The sequence below is a fragment of the Faecalibacterium sp. IP-3-29 genome (genome assembly GCF_023347335.1).
Taxonomy (GTDB): Bacteria; Bacillota; Clostridia; order Oscillospirales; family Ruminococcaceae; genus Faecalibacterium; species Faecalibacterium duncaniae.
In genome coordinates this window covers 2,941,973-2,967,129 of sequence record NZ_CP094471.1, presented here as the reverse complement: position 1 = coordinate 2,967,129, position 25,157 = coordinate 2,941,973, and the positions used below count along the sequence as shown (strand labels likewise).

Sequence of the window (25,157 nt, the reverse complement as noted above, 5' to 3'; positions counted from 1 at the left end):
CCTAGACGCACTGTATGATTTGGGGTTATACAGGGGCCTGAATTTTATTATGGAGGAATTGTTTTATGAAAAAAATGAAACGTCTTGTTGCAATCCTGCTGGCCAGCGTGCTGGCTCTGGTGATGCTGACCGCTTGCGGCGAGGAGGCACCGCAGTCTTTGGGCCAGCGTGCAGAAAACCTGATGATCGAAAGCTTCAATAAGGCTTACGATACTACCTATCAGAATGACGCAGACCTGAAGAATAAAGTTGGTGCAATGCTGAACCAGATTGATGAGAACGGCGAAATCGATATTGCTTCTCTGAACAAGTCTAAGATTTATGGCCTGCCTTGCGATGTTGTTGATAACAAGGACGGCACTGGCACCTTCACTGTGTATGTCATTGCTCAGGGTATCAATGCTGACAAGACCAAGTATAAGGCCATCGAAGTGACTGAGGAACTGTTGAGCCAGGCAAATGCAAACAACGTGAATAAGATTTCCTCTCAGAAGCCGGAAGCTGTCGGCGCTGCAAGCATCGTGAAGAATGGCAAGACCTATGTTGGCGTTGCATACAGAATGACTGTAAAGGCAAACTTTAACGCCTGATTGTAACGATTAGAATACAAGCAAAATTTTCTTGAGCATACCCCGGAGCGCGGAACCCCTGCCGCCCTCCGGGGCTTTTTGCGTCTGGAGCACTTGATTTATAATTATAATATAATTATAATGTAGATATAGAAAGTGAGGTCTGTGTTATGCTCAAAGAGTACGATTTCAGCAATGCAAGAAAGAATCCCTACGCCAAGGCGCTGAAAAAACAGATCACCATTAACATTGACAGCAATACCATTGATTACTTCAAGGAGCAGGCCGAAGTGGTGGGTATCCCTTACCAGACCCTGATCAATTTGTACTTGAAAGACTGCGTTGCCAATAACCGTCATTTGTCTCTGTCGTGGCAGTGAGAAGAAAAACAGGCTCGTCCGGTTTTGCTCCGGACGGGCTTTTTGTTTGCAACTTTCCCATAAAAGATGCAAAAAAGGCTGTGATGTGGTACAATAAAAGATAGATTTTGTCGAAAGAAAGGAACCTTTGGATGCAGCTGTTTGAACTGGTCAGCCCGCGGCTGTTCCGCCCGCTGGCGGGGCCCAACCGGGCGTTTTATGCGGAGCTGCTGCTCCTGCTGTGGGAGGAGTGCCGCCACACGGCGGATTACTCCATCTCCCGGGCAGAAGCGGTGAGCCGGGCCGAGGATTACTTTGCGGCACTGGCAAAGCCGCTGGCACTGGATGCCGATGACGCGGGCGATGAAGCCGAACAGCCCACCCGGGATCCCCATACCCTTGCGCTGGGCTTTCTGCTCCGCCTGCGCCGCACCGGCTGGCTGGAAGAGCAGCCCGGCAGCTATGAGGAAGAGCCTGCCCTTGCCTTTGTGCCTGAGGTGGCTCCTCTGCTGGAAGCGCTGGAAGAGATCCTGAACCCGCGCGTTGTCACCTACACCGGCAAGCTGTACAAGGCCTGGCAGCTGCTGCAGAACATCGGGGAGGAAAAGAGCCCCTATGAGAATGTTCTGCGGGAGGTGGCCTCCGATCTGGAAGCACTGAACAAGTCCCTGCGGGCGCTGAACGCATCCATCGGGCATTATATCGACCGGCTCACCCGCAACCGCACCCCGCAGGAGGTGCTGGAACTCTTCGACCAGTACGAGGAAAAGGTGGTGGCCGCCGCTTACCACCGCTTCAAGACCAGCGATAACCTGTTCAATTACCGCGCTTATCTGGAAGAGGAGCTGGACGACTGCGAGGCAGAGCACCTGCCCCGGCTGGCGCTGGATTACGCCCGGGTGGAGCGCTGTGCCCCCGGCGAGGCCGCCCCTGCCGTGCGTGCCCTCATCCAGAAACTGCGGGATTCGCTGGAAGAGATGAGCACCCTGATGCGCCAGATCGACCAGAGCCACATCCGCTACCGCAAGCGGGCCGTGCAGCGGGCCCAGTTCCTGCTGCTGAGCGACCGCTCTTCGCAGGGCAGTGTCACCGCCCTGCTCCGCCGCTATGCCGAGGAGATCAAAACGCCCGATCAGCTGTTCGCGCCGGATGACGGCCCGGTGGCAAAGCGCCTGCACCTCTACCCGGCGGCGGTGTTCGGGGCAAAGCCCCTCTACCCGCCTGCCGCGCCCCGCAGCGAAACGCCGCTGGCCCCGGTGCGGCAGGCCGGGCTGGATGCGGAGCAGCTGCGCAAAGAACAGCAGCTGCTGCTGGATTACGCCCGGATGGCCGTGACTGAGGAAAACGTGGGCCTGCTGGCAAAACAGGCCCTTGCCGCCCGCAGTGCGGTGGCCGCTTCCACACTGGCGGAGGAATACCCCCGCGATTTTGCCCGCATCATCGGCCTGCACACCTACTCGCAGTCGCCGCGCCGGGCTTACGATATCACCCTTACCGGAAACTGGGTCGAACGGGGCGGCTTCCGGTTTGAAGAGTTTATTCTGACACCCCGCAGGGAGGACGCTGACCATGGCCGAACCGAATAAAATGCTGGAAGAGACCGCAAACTATCTGCTCAACCACTGCTTTGTGCTGGGCGGCGTGGAGGATCAGCGGGCAAAATACCTCTATGTGCAGGATCATCTGCCCGAGGTGCGGGCCGTGTTCGCGCCGCTGGGCTATGCGGTAACGCTTTACCCGGCTCCGCTGCAGGCGGCGGCGCTGGTCAACGAGCATGAGGGCAGCCAGGCACGGCTGCTGAAATACGAGAGCATCCTGCTGCTGGTGCTCCGCCTGCTCTACCTGCAAAAGCGGGAGAGCCTTGCCACCAGCGCCGATCAGGTGCTGGTCACGGTGGAAGAGGTGCAGACAGAGCTGCAGAAGATGAACCTGCCCCGGCGGCTGGACCAGCGCACGCTGGAGGAGCTGATGCGCACCCTGCGCAGGTATAATCTGGCCCGCCCGGTGGGGCGGCTGACCGGTCTGGACAGCCGCATCGAGGTGTTCCCCACTGTGCTGCTGGCTCTGCCGGACGCAGACCTTGCCGATGCCGCCGCCGAGAGCAGCCGCACCCGGGAAGAGCTGGCCCTCTACGAGCGGCCTGACGGAGATGCCAGCGGGGAGGAAGAAGAATGATCGAATTAAAGCGCCTGAAGCTCATCAACTGGCACAACTTTGAAAATGTCACCTTCGATTGTGCCCGTCTGACCTATATGATCGGTGTCAACGCGGTGGGCAAGACCACCATTCTGGATGCCATCCGCTACTGCCTGACCACCAACCGCAATTTCAATGCCCTGGGCAATAAAAAGAGCGGCCGCACCCTGCAGGGCTCTGTCCACGCCAAGCAGCGCGGTGAGAACGCCTACCGCCGCCCGGGCCGCACGGTGGCGTATATCGGTGCCGAGTTCTGGGATACCGTCAAGCGGACAAACTTTGTCATCGCTGTCCGGGTGGAATCCGAGGGCCCCATGCAGGAGCTTCACCCCGGCGACCAGACCTGGTACATCTCCGAGGACGGCATCACGCTGGAAAAGCTGCCCTTCCTTGATCCACGCACCGGTGCCCCCAGCGCCAAGGAGGACTTCAAGCCCGCCGTGGGCCGCCTGTCCTACACCCGCAGCCCCAGCGAGGCCCGGGACCGCATCTGCCGTGCCCTGGGCATTGGCCGCGCCTCCAGCCCGCTGGGCAAAAAGTTCAACGAAGTGTTCCAGATGGGCACCAGCATGGACGAGATCCCCAACTTCCGGGAGTTCCTGTACCAGTACATCCTGCCCCAGCCTGAGCTGGATCTGGAAGCGCTGCAGGGCGACCGGGTGGAGCTGGAAAACCTCCACGCCGTTCTGGCCGAGGCCCAGACCCGTGCCGCCGCACTGGAACAGATCGTGGCGTATGGCCGGGAAGCCGCTGCCAAAGAGACGGATGCCCTTGTCAACCAGGGCGCGGCCCTGCTGGCCCGCGCCGAAGCGGATGCCGGTGAGGATACCTCCTGGCAGAGCCATCTGGATGCAGGCCGCCGCCAGCTGGCCGACCTGAACGCAAAATACGAGGCCGCCAAGAACGCCGAAGCCGAAGCCCGCCGGGCCTATCTGGCGGCCCACGGTGCGGCCGGTGACAGCGGCGCGGGCCGGGCGCTGGATGCCCTGACCGAGGAGCTGGCCCGGAAAAAGAGCGCGCTGGATGCAGCGGCCCGGACAAGGAATAGTCTGGAAGCAACTGCGGATACCATCACCGGCCTGCTGACTCAGCTGAACCGCAGCGGCTTTGCGGTGGAGAAGGAGCTCTGGCCCCAGCGCCTGACAGCGGAACATCTCCCCGCCCTGACCGAGGCGCTGGCCTGCATCGAAAAACCGCTGGAGGAGCAGTATTTCGCTGCCCGGCAGGCTTCGGCGGATCTGGCAAAAGAGCAGGAGGGCCTGCGGGCCGAGCTGAACGCCGTGTCCGGCGGCAAGTGGGTCTACCCCCACGGCGATGCCGCCACCAAAGTGCGGGATGCCGTGAACGCCGAGCTGAAAAGCCGCGGCATGACAGCGGATGCAAAGATCTTCTGTGAGCTGCTGACCGTGGCCGACGAGAGCTGGCAGGACTGTGTGGAAGCCTGCCTGGGTGACCGCCGGTTCGATATCCTTGTGCCGCCTGCCCATTATGCCGCCGCCAAGAGCGCCTTTGTGGCGCTGGGCGACCGGGTGGGGCCCATCAGCCTGTTGGATACCCCAGGCATCCGCAAGGCGGACCGCCATGCGGAGACGGCCCCCGCCGACAGCCTTGCCGCCCAGGTCACCAGCGAAAACCCGCTGGCTGCCCAGTATGCGGACACCATCCTGCGCCGCATCGTCTGCTGCGACACCCCCGATACGCTGGAACATTTCCCCGACAGCGCCACCCGGGACCTGCTGCGCCACCACCCCTTCCGGCTGGAACGCCTGCGCAGGCCTCAGCGCTATATCGGCCTGGATGCCCGCAGGGAGCGTGCCGAAGCGCTGGAAGCACAGCTTGCCGCCCAGGCCGACCGCTGCCGCGAAGCCGCCCAGACCGAAAAGACCCTGAAATCTGCCTACGACCAGTACCAGAACGTCCTGCGGGGCCATGCGCTGGAACAGCTGGCCGAACTCTGGGCCAGCCGGGCCGCGCTGGATGCCGCCCGTGCCGACTACGCCGCGCAGGAGCAGAAGCTGGCGGACTGCCGCGAGAACCCCATGCTGCAGCAGCTCTACCGCGAGGAAGAAGCCCGGGAAGCCGCATGGGAGGCTGCCCGCAAGGCCGTGGAGCAGGTGGGCGGCGATATCCGCGTCTGCGAAAAGCAGATCGCATCCTGCGAGGCGGAACAGAGCAAGGCGGTGGAGACCGCCGCACAGAGCCGGGAGGCGGCAGAGGCATTCTTTGCACAGCACCCGCTGCTGGAGCCTCTGGCACAGGAACGCAAAAAGGGCCTGATGACGGGCGGGCGCACGGCCCGTGCCGCCGCGCAGACTGCCGAAAAGGCACAGACCAGGCTGGACGATGCCCTGCGGGCTTATCTCACTTCCACGCTGGAACCTGCCCAGAGGGATTACAACGAGCACTACGTCTGCGATTATCCGCTGGGTCTGGCCGGGGTGGAGCAGTACCGCGCCCAGCACGACAGCCTTGTCCGCATTGATCTGGAACGCTACGCCGCCCGGCTGGAGCAGGCACAGCGGGACTGCAAGGACCGCTTCCGCAAGGATATCCTCTTCCGGATGAAGGATGATATTTTCAACGCCCGCCGCCAGTTCCGGGAGCTGAACAAGGTGATGGAGCAGCTGACCTACGGCGAGGAAGTCTACCGCTTTGAGCTGGAACCCAGCCGTGACCCCCAGCTGGCCGCCTTCTATCAGGTCATTGTGGACAAGGGCAACCAGCAGATGACCGATGGCGACTCGCTGGACAACCTTGCCGCCACCGCCGACCCCGTCTACGAGCGGCAGGTGGACGCGCTGATGGAAAAGATCATGGCCGATGTGGACGAGAACACCCGGGCCCGGCAGGAGGGCCGCACCACCTCCGGTGCCACCCTCTCGGATTATGTGGACTACCGCACCTATCTGGACTATGACATCAAGGTGACCAACACCGTCTCGGGCCAGCAGGCCTATCTTTCCCGCGTCAGCCGCGATTCCTCCGGCGGCGAGAATCAGGCTCCCTTCTATGTGGCCATCTGCGCCAGCCTGCTGCAGATCTATCAGAAGAGCGAGAACAGCATCCGCCTTGTCCTGCTGGACGAGGCCTTCAGCAAGATGACCAGTGACCGCATCCGCCCCATGATGGAGCTGTTCCGCCGCCTGCAGCTGCAGGTTCTGCTCATCTCCACCGTGGAAAAGAGCACGGCCATCCAGCCCTACTGCGACATTACCTATTCCATCGTGCGCCACGGCGATGCCAACGCCATTGCGCCGTTCTACCGGGCCGGCACCCTTGCCGATGCCCCGGAAAAGGAGACTGAATATGAATAACACCCTTGCAAACATCTGGCTCTTTGCCACCCACTGGACCAAGCTGGATGCTTTTGATACCGAGGAAGAGCTCAACGATGAACTGGAGCTGCTCCAGCGCCAGAGCCTGCCCACCAAAGTCCGTCAGGTCACGGACAAGGAAGGCAGGGAACAGTTCCTCCTTTACGTCAAACAGGCCGACCGCGATTACGCCCGCTACTGCACCGGCTGGCGGCCCGGCGGGATGATGTGATCCACCCCGGCAAAAAGGAGAATCCATGTCAAAACAGAAAATCCAACTTTCGGATCACTTTGATTATTCACGGCTGATCCGTTTTGTGCTGCCCTGCATCGGCACCATGCTGTTCACCTCCATTTACGGCATTGTGGACGGCCTGTGTGTCTCGAATTTTGTGGGCAAAACGGCCTTTGCGGCAGTCAATCTCATCATGCCCGTGCCCATGCTGGTGGGCACAGTGGGCTTCATGCTGGGCACCGGCGGCAGCGCCATTGTGGGCATCACGCTGGGTGAGGGCGATAAAGCCCGTGCCGACCGCTATTTCAGCCTGTTTATGTCAACGGCGCTGATCGCCGGCATCGTGCTGTCCGTGCTGGGGATGCTGCTGCTCCGGCCGGTGGCCCTGATGCTGGGTGCAGAAGGCGAGATGCTGGACTACGCCCTGCGCTATGGCCGGGTGCTGATGCTCAGCCTGCCCACCTTTATCCTGCAGAATATGTTCCAGAGCTTTTTTGTCACCGCCGAAAAGCCGCATCTGGGCTTTTACTTCACGGTGGGCGCGGGCTGCACCAACATGGTGCTGGACGTGCTGCTGGTGGGCATCCTGCACTGGAGCGTGGAGGGTGCCGCCATTGCCACCATGCTCAGCCAGGTGGTGGGCGGCCTGCTGCCGGTGTTCTACTTCCTCAACCGGAAAAACACCAGCCTGCTCCACCTCTGCCGCCCGCAGTTTGAGGGCGGTGTGCTGCTGAAAGCCTGTGTGAACGGCTCCTCTGAGCTGATGACCAACCTTTCCATGTCGCTGGTGAACATCCTGTACAACTATCAGCTGCTCCGCTTTGCGGGCGAGGATGGCGTGGCCGCCTATGGTGTGATCATGTACGCGTCCTTCCTGTTCGTGGCAGTGTTTGTGGGCTACGCCGTGGGCAGCGCGCCCATCGTCAGCTACCACTATGGTGCCAATAACCGCAAAGAGGTCAACAACCTCTACCGCAAGAGCCTGAAGCTCATCGGTGTGGTTGCGGTGGTAATGACCATCGGCTCCATGTTCATCATCCCCCATGTGGCCCGTTTCTTTGTGGGCTATGATGAAAACCTGCTCATTCTGACCACCCGGGCCTTCCGGCTCTATGGCCTGAGCTTCCTCATCATGGGCTTCAACGTCTATGCGTCCTCCTTCTTCACGGCCCTGGGCGATGGCGTGACCAGTGCGCTCATCTCGTTCCTGCGCACCCTGCTGTTCCAGGTGGCGGCGGTTCTGCTGCTGCCGCTCCTGCTGGGCATCGATGGCATCTGGCTGGCCGTGACTGCCGCCGAGCTGGCCGCTCTGCTGGTCAGCATCGGCCTGTTCATCACCAGAGACCAGCAGTTCCATTACCGCAAGGCAGAATAACCGCAAACAAAGAAAGGACCCTCGGCGGGTCCTTTCTTTGTTCAGAATGTAAACTCCACGAACTCGCAGTTTTTGATGCCTGCCGCCGCGTACTCCTCGTTGGTCATATCGTAAAAATAGGACTGCACCACCCGGGCAATGCCGTTGTGGGCCACCAGCAGGTAGGTCTTGTCGGTGTCGGCCCGGAGCTCGTCCAGCAGGTTGTAGATGCGCTGGGCCAGCTGCATCATGCTCTCGCCGCCGGAGTAGCGGTCGGCAAAGTGGGTCTTGGAGATGCGGAACTCCTCGCCGTCCCGGGGCGTGCCCTCGTAGCGGCCAAAGCACTGCTCCCGGAGCCGGGGCTCACACCGGGCAGGAATGCCGGTGGCCTCTGCAATGGCCCGGGCAGTGTCGGCGGCGCGGGACAGGGGAGAGTACAGGATCTCATCGATGCGGAGACCGCTGGTCCGGAGCTTTTCGCCCAGCTCCCGGGCCTGGGCGCGGCCCTTTTCGGTCAGTGGGCTGTCAGTCATGCCGCAGATCTTGTTTTCCACGTTCCACACGGTCTCGCCGTGGCGGGTGAAATAGACCTTGTGCGCCGCCTTGGCCAGCCTGTGATCCCGCAGGGTGACGGTGCTGCCCTCGTTGATGTCCAGCCGGGTCAGCTCGGCATCCGGGTAGGGGAGAACCCGCTGCGTGCCGTCGGCAGCCTCCAGCAGGACATCACAGAGCACGGGCTGGCCCTCGGGCAGCTCCTCGCAGCCATAAAGCTGCTCCTCAATGCGCAGAACGCGGTAGTTTTTTTCTTCCATCCTCTTCGACCTCTTTCGGGCAGATTGTTTCTTACATTATAAAACGGCAGCGGGGCCCCGTCAACGCTTGACAGCCCCGTGTGCCGCCTGATAAACTAGGCGCAAGGGATAAAAACGCCAAAAGGAGAGAAAAAGTTGAACATTACAGAACTGCGGTATCTCGTCGCCATCATGGAATGCGGATCTGTGAGTGCGGCGGCAAAGCGGCTGTATGCCGCTCAGCCCAACGTGAGCAAGGCGCTGAAAAATCTGGAAGAAGAATACCATCTCCGCATTTTTGAGCGGTCATCCACCGGCATGATCCCCACGGAGCAGGGGCGGCATTTCATCGAGCAGGCCGAGCGGGTGCTGCGGGAGGTGGACCGGCTGGACCGGAGCGTGCAGGAGGAGCAGGAGCGCTGCGCCGAACTGCGGGTAATGATCCCCCACGCCACCTATGCCTCCTATGCGGCGGTGGATTATCTGGAGCAGGCAGCATCCATTGAGCGGCTCCACATCCACATCCGGGAGGGCGGCTCTATGGAGGCACTGGATCATGTCCTGCGGCAGGGGTATCATCTGGCTCTGCTGCGGTACGCCGTGGAGGATGACGAGCACTATACCCATTACTGCGCCCGGCGGGGCCTGAAAATGGAACCCATTATGGATTTTGAATACAGTCTGCTGACCAACCGGGACGGCCCGCTGGCCCGGAAGGCGATCCGCGACCTGTCTGAGCTGGACAAGTATATGGAGATCCTCCACGATGATTTCCAGCTGCCCGGCGAGGAGGGCGGCGACGGTGTGCGCTGGCATGTCAACCCGGAGCGCCGCATCCATGTGTATGAGCGGTGCAGCCAGTTCTCGATCCTGCAGCGGCTGCCCACGGCCTACATGTGGGCATCGCCCATGCCCCGCAGGGCACTGGAGCAGTACCATCTGGTGCTGAAGAAGTGCCCGGCCCAGCGCCAGCAGATGCGGGATGTGCTGGTCTACCCGGACAAGGGCCGCCTGCGCCCCGAGGAGCAGGCCTTTGTGGATCTGCTCCACAAGGAAGCGGCTTCCACCGTGAAATAAAGGGGCTTTCCGGCTAAGGCACGGCAAAGGTTGCTTCCTTTGGAATTGACAAAAAAACCAATAAATGGATAAAAAACCGGGCGAAAATAAGCGCCCGGTTTTATTTTTGCTGATAAATGGTCAAAAAATAAACGGAAAAGCGGCAAAAATTCTTTGCAGCTATATCGGAAACGATATGGCCCCATGCCGGAAAGATATTTCTCCGCTGGAAAAAAGTGTGCTACCATGAGGCTAGAAAAGAGCCCCGGGTATGCGGCAGAATGGGGCCGCGGCCGGCAGGGGCAAAAAGGAGGTTTCTGGTATGATTAGTTTCCTGCTCTGTCTTGCGATCCTGGTGGGCGGATACTTCGTCTATGGCAAGATCGTGGACAATACCTTCGGCCCGGACGACCGTGAAACGCCTGCTGTGCGCATCAACGACGGCGTGGACTATGTCGTGATGCCCCAGTGGAAGCTGTTCCTCGTCCAGCTGCTGAACATTGCGGGCCTTGGCCCCATCTTTGGTGCCATGCAGGGCGCTCTGTGGGGCCCCGTGGTGTTCCTGTGGATCACCTTCGGCACCATCTTTGCCGGTGGTGTGCATGACTACTTCTCCGGCATGATGAGTGAGCGCAACGACGGTGCTTCCATCGCAGAGATCACCGGCAAATACTTAGGCCCCGTGATGCAGAATGTGATGCGTGTGTTCTCTGTTGTGCTGCTGATCATGGTGGGCACCGTGTTCGCCGTCGGCCCTGCCGGTCTGATCGTTGAGCTGTGCAGCCAGAGCGGCGCATCCGGCGTGATGACCTCGCTGCTGTTCTGGCTGGTCATCATTCTGACCTACTACTTCATCGCGACCTTTATCTCCATCGATGCGGTCATCGGCAAGATCTACCCCGTGTTCGGCATCTGCCTCATCATCATGGCCATCGGTGTCATCTTTGGCATCTTCACCAACCCTGCCTATACCATCCCTGAGATCTGGGATCACTTCGGCAGCATGCACCCGTCGGGCACGCCCATCTGGAGTTTCATGTTCATCACGGTTGCCTGCGGCGCGATCTCCGGCTTCCACTCCACCCAGTCGCCTCTGATGGCCCGCTGCATGAAGAGTGAGAAGCAGGGTCACTTCGTGTTCTACGGTGCCATGGTCTGCGAGGGTGTCATTGCCCTGATCTGGGCCGCTGCAGGCTGCTCTCTGTACGAGGTCACAGATGGCCTGAACACCGGTCTGGCCCAGGCACTGGCAATGGGTCAGTCCAAGGCCATCTATGATGTCTGCTCCAAGACCATGGGCGGCGTGGGCATCGCGCTGGCCATGATCGGCGTGGTCGTCTGCCCCATCACCTCCGGCGATACCGCCTTCCGTTCTGCCCGCCTGACCCTGGCCGACTGGTTCAAGATCGATCAGGACAGCTACGGCAACCGCCTGAAGCTCTGCGTTCCCGTGCTGGGCGTGGGCGCTTTCCTGGGCATCGGCAATGCACTGGGCTTCATCAACTACACCGTGATCTGGCGCTACTTCAGCTGGACCAACCAGACGCTGGCCATGATCGTTCTGTGGGCCGCTTCCATGTACCTGTTCAAGGAGAAGAAGAACTACTGGATCACCGCAGTGCCCGCTACCTTTATGAGCGCTGTGTCTGCTACCTACTTCGTGCTGGCTCCCGAGTGCCTGGGCGGCCTGCTGAACCATAAGACTGCTGAGGGCGCTATCGTCTATAACACCGCAGTTGCTTACCCGGTGGGCATCCTCTTTGCGATCGCCATGCTGGCGCTGTTCCTCTATGCGACCAAAAAGCAGACAGTGAAAAAGACTGCATAATTGACATTTTCCCCTCTTCAACCTTCTCGATACCCATTCACAACCGCAAAAGCCGCCTGCCGGGCCGTCCGGCAGGCGGCTTTTGCTTGTGCAGAGAAACAACGAATTGCGGCAAAAAGAACAGGAATGCAGACAAGATGCACAAAAATATGCCAAAAAGTTTGGCAGGGTGCACTGAAAACGGAAAAACACCCGCTGAAACGATTTCTGCAAAGAAGTTTTGCCGAGGATACGTTAAAAAATATTTGCCGGGATTCCCGGGAACGGCTGACTTATATAGTTTTTGATATAAGGGCCATTCTGGAAGGATATTACCAGACTTATGAAGATTGTGTTAACATAGGGCCAAGGAATGGCCGTGACGGGGCAGAATGGGGCTCCGGGCACGGACGATAAAAGGAGGTTTCTGGTATGATTAGTTTCTTACTCTGTCTGGCGCTCCTGATCATCGGCTACTTTGTCTATGGCAAGATCGTTGACAATACGTTCGGACCGGACGACCGCGAAACTCCTGCTGTGCGCATCAACGATGGCGTTGACTACGTTGTGATGCCCCAGTGGAAGCTGTTCCTCGTCCAGCTGCTGAACATCGCAGGTCTGGGACCCATCTTTGGTGCACTGCAGGGTGCTCTGTGGGGCCCCGTGGTGTTCCTGTGGATCACCTTCGGCACCATCTTTGCCGGCGGCGTGCATGACTACTTCTCCGGCATGATGAGCGAGCGCAACGACGGCGCTTCCATCGCTGAGGTCACCGGCCGCTATCTGGGCCCCGTGATGCAGAACATCATGCGTGTGTTCTCTGTGGTGCTGCTGATCATGGTCGGTACCGTGTTCGCAGTGGGTCCCGCAGGCTTGATCGTGACCCTGTGCAAGAACGGCGGTATGTCCGGTCTGCTGACCACCACCTTGTTCTGGCTGATCATCATTCTGGCCTACTACTTCATCGCAACCTTTATTTCCATCGATGCCATCATCGGTAAGATCTACCCCCTGTTCGGCATCTGCCTGATCATCATGGCAGTGGGCGTTATCTTTGGTATTTTCACCAACCCCGCCTACACCATCCCCGAGATCTGGGCAAACTTCAGCAATATGCACCCCTCCAACACCCCCATCTGGAGCTTCATGTTCATCACCGTTGCCTGTGGTGCTATCTCCGGCTTCCACTCCACCCAGTCGCCTCTGATGGCTCGCTGCATGAAGAGTGAGAAGCAGGGCCACTTCGTATTCTACGGTGCAATGGTCAGTGAGGGCGTTATCGCTCTGATCTGGGCCGCTGCCGGCTGCGCACTGTACACCATCACCGACGGCAAGATGGTCGGTCTGGCCGAGGCTCTGGCTGCCGGTCAGTCTGCCGCTATCTACGACGTCTGCCTCAAGACCATGGGTAAGGTTGGCGTGGCACTGGCTATGATCGGTGTCGTTATCTGCCCCATCACCTCCGGTGATACCGCCTTCCGTTCCGCTCGTCTGACCTTGTCCGACTGGCTCAAGATCGATCAGGACAGCTATGCAAACCGCCTGAAGCTCTGCGTTCCCGTTCTGGGCGTGGGTGCATTCCTGGGCATCGGCAATGCACTGGGCTTCATCAACTACACCGTCATCTGGCGCTACTTCAGCTGGACCAACCAGACGCTGGCTATGATCGTCCTGTGGGCTGCTTCTATGTACCTGTTCAAGGAGAAGAAGAACTACTGGATCACCGCAGTGCCCGCTACCTTTATGAGCGCTGTGTCCTGCACCTACTTCGTGCTGGCTCCTGAGTGCCTGGGCAAGATGATCAACACCTATGCAGACGGCAAGCTGGTGGCTTACAACACCGCAGTTGCATATCCCATCGGTATCGTCTTCGCAATTGCCATGCTGGCACTGTTCATCTATGCAACCAAGAAGAACACCGAGAAGAAAGCCGCATAACCCATTCATAGCGGCAATTTCTCAGTAAAACAAACCGGCCGCTGTCAGCTCAGCGGCCGGTTTCCTGTTTTTGGCTAAGAGTGCGGGCTGGGTCTTGCATTTTCATTGCCGGAGTGGGAAAATGGGTACAAACAAAAACGCAAAAGAGGGATGAACGTTATGCTCTTCAAACCTGCACAATTGGGCCTTGCCAGGCTCGACTCTGCCGAACTGGAGGCCGACCGGAAGGCCTGCAAAAAGATCGGCCCCTGCGGCGTGGGCAAAAAAGCCCTGTATCTGAACAGCTTTTACATCGACCGCCGCTACTACCTGCCCTACACCAGCATCACCCGTGTGTTCAAGCGGGTGGCCATGAGTGCGGGCGGCTTTACCGGCAAGGGAATGTTTGCCTCCATGGCCTACCTTGTGGTGGAGTACGACGGCGGCAAACAGAAGCAGTGCAACTTCAAGGACGAGCGGGACGTGGATGCCTTGCTGGAGCTGCTGGCAAAGCAGCAGCCCCAGATCCGGCTGCTGAGTGCCGCCGGGGAACAGGCGCTGCAGAAAAAGGCTGAGGAAAAGGCCGCCCGCAAGCTGCCGGAGCTGTCTGACGATGCCAAACACACCGTGACGATCCTGCGCAGGGCAAAGGAGTATCTGGACGCAAAGCCTGAGCTTTCCAATGAGCTCAGTGCTGCCCAGCGCCGCAAGCGCGCCCAGCTCAAGAGCAAGCCGGTCTACCGCTATGTGGCCCTTGCCATCTTCCTGTTCGGCACTGCCGCCGCGGCCTACGGCCTGTACGCGGTGTTCACCCACACCGGCAGCTACGGCGTGTACTTTGCACTGTTCGGCTTTGCAGCCATCTTCCTCTTTTCCAGCTACAACATGCTGCCCACGGCGCACAATAACAACAGCGCCATTATGAAGCGGGCCGATCAGGCCGATGCCGCCATGGCGGAGTATGTGAAGCACTACCCCAACGGCAGCTTCCCGGTGCCCAGCTGTTACGCCCACCCGATCGTCCTCAAGCGGATGATCGATGCCGTGGAGGAAGGTCAGGCCGTGACCGCCGCCGAGGCACTGGATGCCGTCAAGGCCCGCCTGCAGGCTGTCAATGCGGATGTGCAGGTGGAGCAGGAGGAGTACGACGAGATCGTCGCCATCAAAGCGCTGTTCCTGAACCACGACTATCAGTAAAACTGACCCTCTCTGTCATCGCTGTGCACTGCCACGCTTTGATGGAGAGGGTTTTTCTTGCGTTGTGGGGCGCTTCGCCTTATAATGAGCACAGAGAGTATTTTTGAAAAAGCAGGAGGTTCCCTATGGATATGGTCACATTGGGGCGCACCGGCATCACCGTGAACAAAAACGGCTTTGGTGCCCTGCCCATCCAGCGCATTTCCCAGGAGGACGCGGTCTTTCTGGCCCGCAAGGCTTACAAGGCGGGCATCCGCTTCTTTGATACCGCCCGCGCTTACACCGACAGCGAGGTGAAGCTGGGCGAAGCCTTTGACGGCATCCGCTCCGAGGTCTACATCGCCACCAAGACCGCTGCCCAGAACGCGGAGGAGTTCTGGAAGGACCTGCACACCTCCCTGAACAATCTGCGCACCGACTATGTGGACATCTACCAGTTCCACAACCCGTCCTTCTGTCCCAAGCCCGGCGACGGCTCCGGCCTGTACGAAGCCGCGCTGGAGGCCAAGGAAAAGGGGATGATCCGACACATCGGCATCACCAACCACCGCCTGTCCGTGGCCAAGGAAGCCATTGAGAGCGGCCTGTACGAGACCCTGCAGTTTCCGTTCAGCTATATTTCCGGTGAGCAGGAGTTGGAGCTGGTGCAGCTGTGCAAAGAGCACGAGATGGGCTTTATCGCCATGAAGGGTCTGTCCGGCGGTCTCATTACCAACAGCGCCGCCGCCTATGCCTTTGAAGCGCAGTTCGAGGGCGTTCTGCCCATCTGGGGCGTTCAGCGGGAAAAGGAACTGGACGAGTTCCTCTCCTACATTGATAACCCGCCCCGGATGGACGCAGAGCTGTCTGCGGTCATTGCCCACGACCGGGAGGAGCTGTGCGGTGAGTTCTGCCGTGGCTGCGGTTACTGTATGCCCTGCCCGGCTGGCATCGAGATCAACAACTGCGCCCGCATGAGCCTGCTGCTCCGGCGCTCGCCTTCGGCAGAGCATCTGAGCCCTGCCGGTCAGGCCAAAATGAAGAAGATCGAGGGCTGCCTGCACTGCAACCAGTGCAAGGCCAAGTGCCCCTACGGGCTGGATACGCCCGCCCTGCTGGCCCGCAACTATGAGGACTACAAGCGGGTCCTGGCCGGGGAAGTCAAGGTGTAATAGAAAAAACAAAAAAGATGGATGCCGCACGACATCCATCTTTTTGTTTTACAGCGAAGAGGGGATCGGCTCCCGGAAGATCTTCATGGCCTGCTTGTAGCAGCGGATGAAATAGAGGATCTCCGCAATGGCGGTCAGAGCCCAGGAGCAGGGGTAGAGCAGGTAGAGCGAGGGGATGGTGTGGAAGTGGGCGAAGATGGTGTATACCCAGATCACCCGGAACACACAGGAGCCCATGATGACGATGACAGTGGGCACCACGGTCTTGCCCAGACCGCGGGAAGCAGCGATGGTGCAGTCCATAAAGGCCGAAGTGCAGTAGGCCAGCGCCATGACACCCACACGCTTCATACCGGCATCGATGACGGCGCTCTCGGTGGTGAAAAGGGCGAGGAACTGCCGCCCGAACAGGAACAGGCCGCCGCCCAGCGCCAGACCCACGCCAAAGGAATAGGCCAGCGAGATGAAGTAGCTTTTCTTGACACGGTCGGGCTTGCCTGCGCCGTAGTTCTGGCTCATAAAGCTGGCACAGGCCATGTAGAAGGCGGCCATGCAGTCGTAGATGAGCGGATCAGCGTTTGCGGCGGCGCTGTTGCCCTTGACCATGAGGGAATCAAAGGAGTTGACACCGGCCTGGATGAACAGGTTGGCGATGGCGAAAATGGCGTTCTGGAACCCGGCAGGCAGGCCCAGCGCCAGAATGCTTTTGGTCATGGCGGGATCGAGCTTTGCTTCCTTGAAATGGAGGGCGTAGCAGTCCTGCACCCTGGTCAGGGCGTGGAGGATGAGCCCGGCAGAAACACACTGAGAAATGGCACTGGCCAGCGCCACGCCTGCCACGTCCAGGTTGCAGACGATGACAAAGAACAGGTTCAGAAGGATATTCAGCACACCGGCAAAGCTCAGGATGTACAGCGGCTTTTTGGTCTCACCGATGGCGCTGAACACGGCGTTGCCGAAATTGTACAGAGCCAGTGCCGGCATACCCAGAAAATACACCCGTAGGTAGAGGATCGCACCCGGCAGCAGGTCCTCCTTGGTGTTCAGCAGCCGCAGCATGGCAGGGGAGCCCAGCAGGCCCACAACCAGCAGGATTACGCCTGCGATCAGGCTGACGATCAGGGCCGAGTGGACGGTGTCGTGGACATCGTTCGGGTGTCTGGCTCCGTAGAAGCGGGCCACCAGCACGTTGATGCCGTTGCCCAGGCCAATGAGAAAGCCGGTGAACAGCGTGACAAAGATGCTGGTGGAGCCCACCGCGCCCAGCGCTGTGGAGCCCGCAAACCGCCCCACCACGGCCACGTCCGACATGTTGAATAAGACCTGCAGCAGATTGGATAATGCCAGCGGCAGGCTGACCAGAAGGATCTGCTTTGCCAGAGGGCCTTCTGTCAGGGATCTTGTGCTAGATTTCATGTTCTCTTTTTCCTTTTCCAGTCCTAAACCGTGCCCGCGCATACCGGGGCACAACACCTATTATAAGAGATGCGCACACTTTTGCAAGATGAATCTTTCAAAAAGGAGGAACAGAATGTATCAGCGTCTTGCTGGCGCGGGATCGGGCACGGAATCCGGATACAGAGCCGCCAGACGGCTTGATTTTTGCCTCCGGCTGTGCTATACTACATTACACTGGTTTGCCAGTAATGTGCGATCGTAGCTCAGCTGGATAGAGCGTTCGGCTCCGACCCGGAAGGCCAGAGGTTCGAATCCTCCCGGTCGCATGTGTTAATAAAATCCCCGGTACACAAAAGTGCGCCGGGGATTTTTCTTTGTGGCCGGGAGGGTCAGACCTTACTTTAGATTTTCCATAAGTTTTGCCGCCAGCGTTTCGGCTTCTTTGGCCGGAACCCAGATATCCGGGAAGAATCCCCGAAGTTCTTCAAAATAATCGGAGCCATCCGGGGTCAGATAGACCGTGGAGAAAGTCATATCCACCGAACACTTGCTGTTGGGCAATTCGATATGGCCGCTGTTGCTGATCATACTTCCATTTGTGTTCTCTCCAATAATCAGGCTATTGTCTAAATTATAGGAAAGATCCAGTGCGATCTCCGCACAAGATGCAGAGCACTTTCCGCTTAGAAGGATCAGAATGTTGTCATTGCTTGCGCGGGGCGTTTTTGAGGTGGAAGGTGAAGCGACAAGAGAAGCTGGAAGAACGGAATAACGAACTCCAGTGCCAAATACCCGTTGGTGGCTGTATCGGTTGAACCACTGATGCGCAACTTCTTCATAGCCGCCAACATTGGAGCGCAGGTCCAGCATGGAGATCTCCGCATTGCTCATCTGTGCCGCTGCATCATTGGTCTCCTCCAGGAAGGACGGGTCAAAATGGTTGAACTGGAACACCGGGATCCCGTCAGTCTGGCGCAAGTCGGTATTCTGCCCTTTGGGGAGATCTTTGTAATACTGGCTCCAAGTGTCTGCTGTCAATACATCCGTACTGCCATCGGCATAGTGCACGGTCAATTGCTCGTCGCACACATGCTTGTCCCACTCGGTTCCATCAAATTTTGCTTCTTTCAGTAGCACAGGATAGTACACAAGATATCCTTCTTTGGAAATGGAGCGTTTGAACAGTTCATCCAGATCGGGATGATCGTCCACGGATGCAACGACTTTTCCATTGGCATTCTGATAGCCCGAATCCGTTTTTACAAACATCACCTGACGGAAGAAAAACGGAATGTCTTTTTCCGACGGATAGTCCTGATTGATGTTGAAGTGACCGTCCTTGATAAAGGTAAGATGACTTACCAGAATCTTCTGCAAATCTTCACAGGTCAGGCTGTCCCTGCTTTGGACTTCCTGCAGAGTATCAGCCTTTGCCTGATCGAATACAGCGTGTCCGCCAAAATAGTCATAAAAGGCAAAATCATAATAGAATGCGTCGAAGAGATAGTTCACATCTTCTTCGGCTTCTTCCGGATTTAATTCTTTGGCTGCATCGTATTCGCTGTAGGTGTCAGTGAGATAATCGGTTGATTTCTGGGCATCAGCGGGGTCATCGTAATGCCGTAGGTATGGAGTTGGGTCAGAGGAACCGCCCTCATAACGGCGATGCTCTTCGTTGATTTCTGCGAGCAGTTCCGCTTTGGTTGGCTGCGCGTCTTTCACCAGCTGTGTGACCTTGGTACAGCCGGAAAAGCTCACGAGCATGATTAGACAGCAGAGCAGAGATGCAAGTTTGGAATTCATGGTGTAGGACTCCTTTTGATTTTGATATTACCCTTTCCGATTTTTCTGCCAGATGCGGTAAAGTCCGTCCGTGATCAGATACTCCCGGTATTCGATCGGCGTGCGGCAGGCCTCCCGGATGGTGCGGGGCAGGTTGCCGGTGGCATAAAAGCGGATATCCGGGCCAAGCTCTGCCTGAAAGCGCTCGGCCAGCCCGTCCAGCAGCCCGGCGGTGCCCAGCACAAAACCGTTCTGTAAGCAGGCAGAGGTGTTCTTGCCCAAGATCGAGGAGGAAGCTGGAGCGGAGAGGTCGATCTGGGGCAGCTGGGCGGTTTTTTGCACCAGCGCGGAAAGGGAGAGCTGTGGCCCAGGCAGGATGACACCGCCCACCAGCTCCTGTTTGCCGTTGACTGCCATGATGGAGATGGCGGTATCTGCCGAGATGACCGCCAGCGGTCCGGGTCCCTCCTCCAGCGCGGCCACAGCACCGCACAGCAGTTCTGCGCCCAGCTGGGCCGGATTGTCCAGCCGCAGCTTGATGCCGCTTTTTAGGCCGGGGCCAACGGTCAGGAAGCGGGCAGAGCAGAACATCCGCAGTGCACCCAATACCCGGCCTGTCAGTGCGGGCACCACACTGCCCAGAATGCCGCCCTCGATCCGCTCGGGGGCAACCTGATATAAGGAGAGCAGATTCAGCAGGTTCATGGCGTATTCGTCCACCGTTGCGGCCGGGCTGGAATGCAGCCGCCCGCTGAACTGCAGGGTGTCGTGTTCGTAGCCGGCAATCGTGATGTGTGTGTTGCCGATGTTGACCGTAAGGATCATGGTTGGGGCCTCCTCCGCTCTATAATGTAATTATATAATATAACACCGCCCCGGAAACTGCAAGGGCTCTCCCCTTGGCAAAGGGGAGACGAAATGGCCGTGGCCATTTCGGAGGGGTTCAAAACCTGCCCGGAAGCACTCATTTTGCGAAATATAGAAAAAACTTAAAAAAGATGCAAAAAAGTGTTGACAGAAGGGCGGGGATGTGGTATTATACTTGAGCGCCAAGGGCCGCCGGAAAGAATGACTTCTGAAAGCGGCGGAAGCAAAGCGAAAAGAACCAATATGGATACGTTGAAAAACGAGCCACAAGTTCGAAAAGGTCGAAAAGCTTCTGAAAAAAGTGCTTGACAAAAAATCACTTCTGTGGTAAAATAATCAAGTCGTCAGCCGCAAGGCTGAGGCGCACAGGACCTTGAAAATTGAACAATATCGAAAAACTTGTAACGGAACCTATTTTCGTGTTGGAAAAACACGTTAAACAATTCCAAACAAAGTAATTCACACAGGACGCAAGCGATTGCGTGCTGAGCGAAAAAGATTTAACACTTTTTAAGTGATAAATATCATTTATAAAGAGTTTGATCCTGGCTCAGGACGAACGCTGGCGGCGCGCCTAACACATGCAAGTCGAACGAGCGAGAGAGAGCTTGCTTTCTCAAGCGAGTGGCGAACGGGTGAGTAACGCGTGAGGAACCTGCCTCAAAGAGGGGGACAACAGTTGGAAACGACTGCTAATACCGCATAAGCCCACAGGTCGGCATCGACCGGAGGGAAAAGGAGCAATCCGCTTTGAGATGGCCTCGCGTCCGATTAGCTAGTTGGTGAGGTAACGGCCCACCAAGGCAACGATCGGTAGCCGGACTGAGAGGTTGAACGGCCACATTGGGACTGAGACACGGCCCAGACTCCTACGGGAGGCAGCAGTGGGGAATATTGCACAATGGGGGAAACCCTGATGCAGCGACGCCGCGTGGAGGAAGAAGGTCTTCGGATTGTAAACTCCTGTTGTTGAGGAAGATAATGACGGTACTCAACAAGGAAGTGACGGCTAACTACGTGCCAGCAGCCGCGGTAAAACGTAGGTCACAAGCGTTGTCCGGAATTACTGGGTGTAAAGGGAGCGCAGGCGGGAAGACAAGTTGGAAGTGAAATCTATGGGCTCAACCCATAAACTGCTTTCAAAACTGTTTTTCTTGAGTAGTGCAGAGGTAGGCGGAATTCCCGGTGTAGCGGTGGAATGCGTAGATATCGGGAGGAACACCAGTGGCGAAGGCGGCCTACTGGGCACCAACTGACGCTGAGGCTCGAAAGTGTGGGTAGCAAACAGGATTAGATACCCTGGTAGTCCACACCGTAAACGATGATTACTAGGTGTTGGAGGATTGACCCCTTCAGTGCCGCAGTTAACACAATAAGTAATCCACCTGGGGAGTACGACCGCAAGGTTGAAACTCAAAGGAATTGACGGGGGCCCGCACAAGCAGTGGAGTATGTGGTTTAATTCGACGCAACGCGAAGAACCTTACCAAGTCTTGACATCCCTTGACGAACATAGAAATATGTTTTCTCTTCGGAGCAAGGAGACAGGTGGTGCATGGTTGTCGTCAGCTCGTGTCGTGAGATGTTGGGTTAAGTCCCGCAACGAGCGCAACCCTTACTGTCAGTTACTACGCAAGAGGACTCTGGCAGGACTGCCGTTGACAAAACGGAGGAAGGTGGGGATGACGTCAAATCATCATGCCCTTTATGACTTGGGCTACACACGTACTACAATGGCGTTAAACAAAGAGAAGCAAGACCGCGAGGTGGAGCAAAACTCAGAAACAACGTCCCAGTTCGGACTGCAGGCTGCAACTCGCCTGCACGAAGTCGGAATTGCTAGTAATCGTGGATCAGCATGCCACGGTGAATACGTTCCCGGGCCTTGTACACACCGCCCGTCACACCATGAGAGCCGGGGGGACCCGAAGTCGGTAGTCTAACCGCAAGGAGGACGCCGCCGAAGGTAAAACTGGTGATTGGGGTGAAGTCGTAACAAGGTAGCCGTAGGAGAACCTGCGGCTGGATCACCTCCTTTCTAAGGAGTCAGGCAGATGGAAGAACATCGAAGATGGTCGACCATCTGGAACAGGTGACAGATACAAGCAGAGTAGATATTGTTCGATTTTGAGGGCCCTGAAAAGGACACTCAAAGACGTACCTTGAAAACTGAATAATAACTGCGAAACAAAGATTATAGTAAGTTCTTTTAAGAAATATTGCAATTTCAAAAGGAAGGGTAACATAATCTTCGTTGGCAATAAGAGAGAATCAAGAGGATACCAAATGTTCTGAAAGAACGTTTGAAAGGTCAAGCGAACAAGGGCGCAGGGCGAATGCCTTGGCACTGGGAGCCGATGAAAGACGTGATAAGCTGCGATAAGCTTCGGGGAGCTGCAAATAAGCATTGATCCGGAGATTTCTGAATGAGGAAACTCACCTGGGTTCATACTCAGGTACAATACACTGAAATTTAAAATAGGTGTATTGAGGGAACCGCCTGAACTGAAACATCTAAGTAGGGCGAGGAAGAGACATCAAACGAGATTCCGTAAGTAGTGGCGAGCGAACGCGGAAGAGGGCAAACCGAGAGTAGAAATACTTTCGGGGTACGGACTGCTTTTAAGACTCAATCTGTTAACCGAACGGCATGGGAAGGCCGGTCAGAGAGTGTGAGAACCACGTAGGTGAAAACGGAGAGAGCTGCGCAGGATCCAGAGTACGGCCAGACACGTGAAACCTGGTCGGAATACGGGGGGACCACCCTCCAACCCTAAATACTACCCAGTGACCGATAGCGTATAGTACTGTGAAGGAAAGGTGAAAAGCACCCCGGGAGGGGAGTGAAAAAGAACCTGAAACCCTGTGCCTACAAGCACCTAGAGCGCGTCAAAGCGTGATAGGGTACTTTTTGTAGAACGGTCCGGCGAGCGATTGTATGCAGCAAGGTTAAGGACTTAAGGTCTGGAGCCGAAGCGAAAGCGAGTTTGAAAAGGGCGTTAAGTTGCATATAATGGGCCCGAAACCGGGTGACCTACCCATGGTCAGGTTGAAGTGGAAGTAAAATTCCATGGAGGACCGAACCGACCTCCGTTGAAAAGGCGGCGGATGAACTGTGGGTAGCGGAGAAATTCCAATCGAACCCGGAGATAGCTGGTTCTCCCCGAAATAGTTTTAGGACTAGCCTCAAGTTAGATACCTGGAGGTAAAGCACTGAATAGCCTAGCGGCCGAGAGGTTAGCGAAGCTTATCAAACTCAGAATGCCAGAGTATTGATGCTTGGGAGTCAGACAGTGTCAGATAAATGTCATTGTCAAAAGGGAAACAGCCCAGATCTACAGCTAAGGTCCCAAAGTCAGGTTAAGTGGAAAACGATGTGAAGATACGCAGACAACCAGGATGTTGGCTCAGAAGCAGCCACTCATTCAAAGAGTGCGTAATAGCTCACTGGTCGAGCGTCTTTGCGCGGAGAATTTAACGGGGCTAAACCTGACACCGAAGCTTAGGCAATGTAGTAATACATTGGGTAGGGGAGCGTTGTATACGCGGAGAAACAGTAGCGTAAGCGGCTGTGGAGTGTATAGAAGTGAGAATGCCGGAATGAGTAGCGCGAATGCAGTGAGAATCTGCATGGCCGAAAGCCTCAGGTTTCTGGAGGAAGGTTCGTCCGCTCCAGGTTAGTCGGGAGCTAAGGTGAGGCCGGAAGGCGTAGCCGATGCACAGACGGTAGAGATTCCGTCACCACCAAAAGAGTTAAGCACAGGGACACATATGAAGTCTCAGAGCCGGGTGTTGGTTCCGGTAGAGATCGAGGGAAATTAGTACCGAAGTCTGAGATGGAAGATGGCGAGAAAAGCTGTGTGTATTTCTGAGGTGCCCGTACCGCAAACCGACACAGGTAGGTAGGAAGAAGATTCTAAGGCCAACGGGAGAAGGGTTGTTAAGGAACTCGGCAAATTGACCCCGTAACTTCGGGAGAAGGGGTGCTCCAGAGATGGAGCCGCAGAGAATCGGCCCAAGCAACTGTTTACCAAAAACACAGGTTTGTGCTAAATCGAAAGATGACGTATACGAGCTGACGCCTGCCCGGTGCTGGAAGGTTAAGAGGAGATGTGCAAGCATTGAATCGAAGCCCCAGTGAACGGCGGCCGTAACTATAACGGTCCTAAGGTAGCGAAATTCCTTGTCAGGTAAGTTCTGACCCGCATGAAAGGCGTAATGATTTGGGCACTGTCTCAACAGCCCGCCCGGCGAAATTGTAGTACCGGTGAAGATGCCGGTTACCCGCGACAAGACGGAAAGACCCCATGGAGCTTTACTGTAGCCTAATATTGGGTTTCGATGTTGCATGCACAGGATAGATGGGACTCTTGGAAACCAAGGCTTTGGCTTTGGCGGAGAGGCCGTTGGGATACCATCCTTGCGATATTGGAATTCTAACCTGCGGCTCTGAATCGAGTCGGGGGACATTGTTAGGTGGGCAGTTTGACTGGGGCGGTCGCCTCCTAAAGAGTAACGGAGGCGTTCAAAGGTTCGCTCAGCTTGAACGGAAATCAAGCAAAAGAGTGCAAACGCAGAAGCGAGCCTAACTGCGAGACTGACGGGTCGAGCAGTAACGAAAGTTGGAGTTAGTGATCCGGTGGTATGTGAGTGGAAATGCCATCGCTCAACGGATAAAAGTTACCCTGGGGATAACAGGCTGATCTCCCCCAAGAGTCCACATCGACGGGGAGGTTTGGCACCTCGATGTCGGCTCATCGCATCCTGGGGCTGTATTCGGTCCCAAGGGTTTGGCTGTTCGCCAATTAAAGCGGTACGCGAGCTGGGTTCAGAACGTCGTGAGACAGTTCGGTCCCTATCTGTCGTGGGCGCAGGATATTTGATGGGAGCTGTCCCTAGTACGAGAGGACCGGGACGGACGTACCTCTGGCGCACCAGTTGTTCCGCCAGGAGCATAGCTGGGCAACTACGTACGGATCGGATAAACGCTGAAAGCATCTAAGCGTGAAGCCGACCCAAAGATAAGATATCCCACTGATTCAATCAGGTAAGATCCCTTGTAGACTACGAGGTTGATAGGCACGATGTGTAAGTGGAGTGATCCATTCAGCAAGTGTGTACTAATAGATCGAGGGCTTGACCACAATTCGCTTGAATTCTCAAG

At 57.0% G+C, this 25,157-nt stretch carries 17 protein-coding genes, 1 tRNA gene and 2 rRNA genes; 16 read left to right on the top strand and 4 right to left on the bottom strand.

Annotation, left to right across the window (positions count from 1 at the left end):
- Nucleotides 1-65: 65 nt before the first annotated feature.
- From MTP40_RS14235 to MTP40_RS14205, 7 genes are all read left to right on the top strand, one after another.
- A complete protein-coding gene (locus tag MTP40_RS14235; protein WP_249259588.1) occupies nucleotides 66-590 on the top strand; it encodes a hypothetical protein in 525 nt (174 codons plus the stop codon).
- 149 nt (nucleotides 591-739) lie between these two features.
- Complete coding sequence (locus MTP40_RS14230; protein ID WP_097769926.1) at nucleotides 740-949, top strand: BrnA antitoxin family protein; 210 nt, start codon at nucleotides 740-742, stop codon at nucleotides 947-949.
- 131 nt (nucleotides 950-1,080) lie between these two features.
- Entirely contained in the window at nucleotides 1,081-2,514 is a 1,434-nt protein-coding gene (locus tag MTP40_RS14225) for a Wadjet anti-phage system protein JetA family protein (protein ID WP_117534272.1), read from the top strand.
- Entirely contained in the window at nucleotides 2,498-3,103 is a 606-nt protein-coding gene (locus MTP40_RS14220) for a DUF4194 domain-containing protein (RefSeq protein ID WP_249259587.1), read from the top strand. Before MTP40_RS14225 ends, MTP40_RS14220 begins: the two co-directional genes overlap by 17 nt.
- Nucleotides 3,100-6,438 carry an ATP-binding protein gene (locus MTP40_RS14215; RefSeq protein WP_249259586.1) on the top strand — a complete coding sequence of 1,113 codons (3,339 nt, stop codon included), beginning with the start codon at nucleotides 3,100-3,102 and terminating at the stop codon, nucleotides 6,436-6,438. The genes MTP40_RS14220 and MTP40_RS14215 overlap by 4 nt, the downstream gene beginning before the upstream one ends.
- Entirely contained in the window at nucleotides 6,431-6,670 is a 240-nt protein-coding gene (locus tag MTP40_RS14210; RefSeq protein ID WP_005929223.1) for a hypothetical protein, read from the top strand. The genes MTP40_RS14215 and MTP40_RS14210 overlap by 8 nt, the downstream gene beginning before the upstream one ends.
- 25 nt (nucleotides 6,671-6,695) lie before the next feature.
- Entirely contained in the window at nucleotides 6,696-8,048 is a 1,353-nt protein-coding gene (locus MTP40_RS14205) for an MATE family efflux transporter (RefSeq protein WP_156059283.1), read from the top strand.
- Nucleotides 8,049-8,089: 41 nt separating this feature from the next.
- On the opposite strand, the gene MTP40_RS14200 is transcribed toward MTP40_RS14205, so the two are convergent.
- Complete coding sequence (locus tag MTP40_RS14200) at nucleotides 8,090-8,638, bottom strand: histidine phosphatase family protein (RefSeq protein ID WP_156059309.1); 549 nt, start codon at nucleotides 8,636-8,638, stop codon at nucleotides 8,090-8,092.
- 336 nt (nucleotides 8,639-8,974) lie between these two features.
- Here MTP40_RS14200 and MTP40_RS14195 point away from each other — a divergent pair, with 336 nt between their 5' ends.
- The 6 genes from MTP40_RS14195 (at nucleotide 8,975) to MTP40_RS14170 (ending at nucleotide 15,946) form a co-directional block, all read left to right on the top strand.
- Nucleotides 8,975-9,895, top strand: coding sequence for a LysR family transcriptional regulator (locus MTP40_RS14195; RefSeq protein ID WP_005929228.1), 921 nt, complete (start codon nucleotides 8,975-8,977; stop codon nucleotides 9,893-9,895).
- A gap of 64 nt (nucleotides 9,896-9,959) precedes the next feature.
- Nucleotides 9,960-10,124, top strand: a complete 165-nt coding sequence (locus tag MTP40_RS14190) for a hypothetical protein (protein WP_249259585.1) — start codon at nucleotides 9,960-9,962, stop codon at nucleotides 10,122-10,124.
- A gap of 72 nt (nucleotides 10,125-10,196) precedes the next feature.
- Nucleotides 10,197-11,702 carry a carbon starvation CstA family protein gene (locus MTP40_RS14185; RefSeq protein ID WP_249259584.1) on the top strand — a complete coding sequence of 502 codons (1,506 nt, stop codon included), beginning with the start codon at nucleotides 10,197-10,199 and terminating at the stop codon, nucleotides 11,700-11,702.
- A gap of 411 nt (nucleotides 11,703-12,113) precedes the next feature.
- Nucleotides 12,114-13,619 (top strand): carbon starvation CstA family protein, encoded by a 1,506-nt coding sequence (locus tag MTP40_RS14180; protein ID WP_154277209.1) that lies wholly within the window; start codon nucleotides 12,114-12,116, stop codon nucleotides 13,617-13,619.
- A 159-nt stretch (nucleotides 13,620-13,778) separates the two neighbouring features.
- Nucleotides 13,779-14,795: an ATPase P gene (locus MTP40_RS14175; RefSeq protein ID WP_249259583.1), complete on the top strand. Its 1,017-nt coding sequence runs from the start codon at nucleotides 13,779-13,781 to the stop codon at nucleotides 14,793-14,795.
- A gap of 125 nt (nucleotides 14,796-14,920) precedes the next feature.
- On the top strand, nucleotides 14,921-15,946 hold the full coding sequence (locus MTP40_RS14170) for an aldo/keto reductase (protein ID WP_098924057.1): 1,026 nt from the start codon (nucleotides 14,921-14,923) through the stop codon (nucleotides 15,944-15,946).
- Between the two features lie 48 nt (nucleotides 15,947-15,994).
- Here MTP40_RS14170 and MTP40_RS14165 read toward each other — a convergent pair whose 3' ends face one another.
- On the bottom strand, nucleotides 15,995-17,362 hold the full coding sequence (locus tag MTP40_RS14165; protein WP_156181969.1) for an MATE family efflux transporter: 1,368 nt from the start codon (nucleotides 17,360-17,362) through the stop codon (nucleotides 15,995-15,997).
- 234 nt (nucleotides 17,363-17,596) lie between these two features.
- Between MTP40_RS14165 and MTP40_RS14160 the strand changes: the two genes are divergently transcribed.
- A tRNA-Arg gene (locus MTP40_RS14160) sits at nucleotides 17,597-17,670 on the top strand.
- Between the two features lie 70 nt (nucleotides 17,671-17,740).
- Here the strand turns inward: MTP40_RS14160 and MTP40_RS14155 are convergent.
- Nucleotides 17,741-19,147: a S41 family peptidase gene (locus MTP40_RS14155; RefSeq protein WP_249259582.1), complete on the bottom strand. Its 1,407-nt coding sequence runs from the start codon at nucleotides 19,145-19,147 to the stop codon at nucleotides 17,741-17,743.
- Between the two features lie 27 nt (nucleotides 19,148-19,174).
- Nucleotides 19,175-19,951, bottom strand: coding sequence for a type III pantothenate kinase (locus tag MTP40_RS14150; RefSeq protein ID WP_097773115.1), 777 nt, complete (start codon nucleotides 19,949-19,951; stop codon nucleotides 19,175-19,177).
- 569 nt (nucleotides 19,952-20,520) lie between these two features.
- Here MTP40_RS14150 and MTP40_RS14145 point away from each other — a divergent pair.
- Nucleotides 20,521-22,031 (top strand): 16S ribosomal RNA (locus MTP40_RS14145).
- Nucleotides 22,032-22,302: 271 nt separating this feature from the next.
- A 23S ribosomal RNA gene (locus tag MTP40_RS14140) occupies nucleotides 22,303-25,137 on the top strand.
- The 16S and 23S rRNA genes sit together here, the layout of an rRNA operon.
- Nucleotides 25,138-25,157: the final 20 nt, after the last annotated feature.

Excerpts from the sequence above, each read along its gene's own strand:
- MTP40_RS14165 (WP_156181969.1), bottom strand. The coding sequence starts at position 17,362 with ATGAAATCTAGCACAAGATCCCTGACAGAAGGCCCTCTGGCAAAGCAG.
- MTP40_RS14180 (WP_154277209.1), top strand. The coding sequence starts at position 12,114 with ATGATTAGTTTCTTACTCTGTCTGGCGCTCCTGATCATCGGCTACTTT.
- MTP40_RS14185 (WP_249259584.1), top strand. The coding sequence starts at position 10,197 with ATGATTAGTTTCCTGCTCTGTCTTGCGATCCTGGTGGGCGGATACTTC.
- MTP40_RS14150 (WP_097773115.1), bottom strand. The coding sequence starts at position 19,951 with ATGATCCTTACGGTCAACATCGGCAACACACACATCACGATTGCCGGC.
- MTP40_RS14215 (WP_249259586.1), top strand. The coding sequence starts at position 3,100 with ATGATCGAATTAAAGCGCCTGAAGCTCATCAACTGGCACAACTTTGAA.
- MTP40_RS14175 (WP_249259583.1), top strand. The coding sequence starts at position 13,779 with ATGCTCTTCAAACCTGCACAATTGGGCCTTGCCAGGCTCGACTCTGCC.
- MTP40_RS14210 (WP_005929223.1), top strand. The coding sequence starts at position 6,431 with ATGAATAACACCCTTGCAAACATCTGGCTCTTTGCCACCCACTGGACC.
- MTP40_RS14170 (WP_098924057.1), top strand. The coding sequence starts at position 14,921 with ATGGATATGGTCACATTGGGGCGCACCGGCATCACCGTGAACAAAAAC.
- MTP40_RS14155 (WP_249259582.1), bottom strand. The coding sequence starts at position 19,147 with ATGAATTCCAAACTTGCATCTCTGCTCTGCTGTCTAATCATGCTCGTG.
- MTP40_RS14230 (WP_097769926.1), top strand. The coding sequence starts at position 740 with ATGCTCAAAGAGTACGATTTCAGCAATGCAAGAAAGAATCCCTACGCC.
- MTP40_RS14205 (WP_156059283.1), top strand. The coding sequence starts at position 6,696 with ATGTCAAAACAGAAAATCCAACTTTCGGATCACTTTGATTATTCACGG.
- MTP40_RS14235 (WP_249259588.1), top strand. The coding sequence starts at position 66 with ATGAAAAAAATGAAACGTCTTGTTGCAATCCTGCTGGCCAGCGTGCTG.
- MTP40_RS14220 (WP_249259587.1), top strand. The coding sequence starts at position 2,498 with ATGGCCGAACCGAATAAAATGCTGGAAGAGACCGCAAACTATCTGCTC.
- MTP40_RS14190 (WP_249259585.1), top strand. The coding sequence starts at position 9,960 with ATGGATAAAAAACCGGGCGAAAATAAGCGCCCGGTTTTATTTTTGCTG.
- MTP40_RS14225 (WP_117534272.1), top strand. The coding sequence starts at position 1,081 with ATGCAGCTGTTTGAACTGGTCAGCCCGCGGCTGTTCCGCCCGCTGGCG.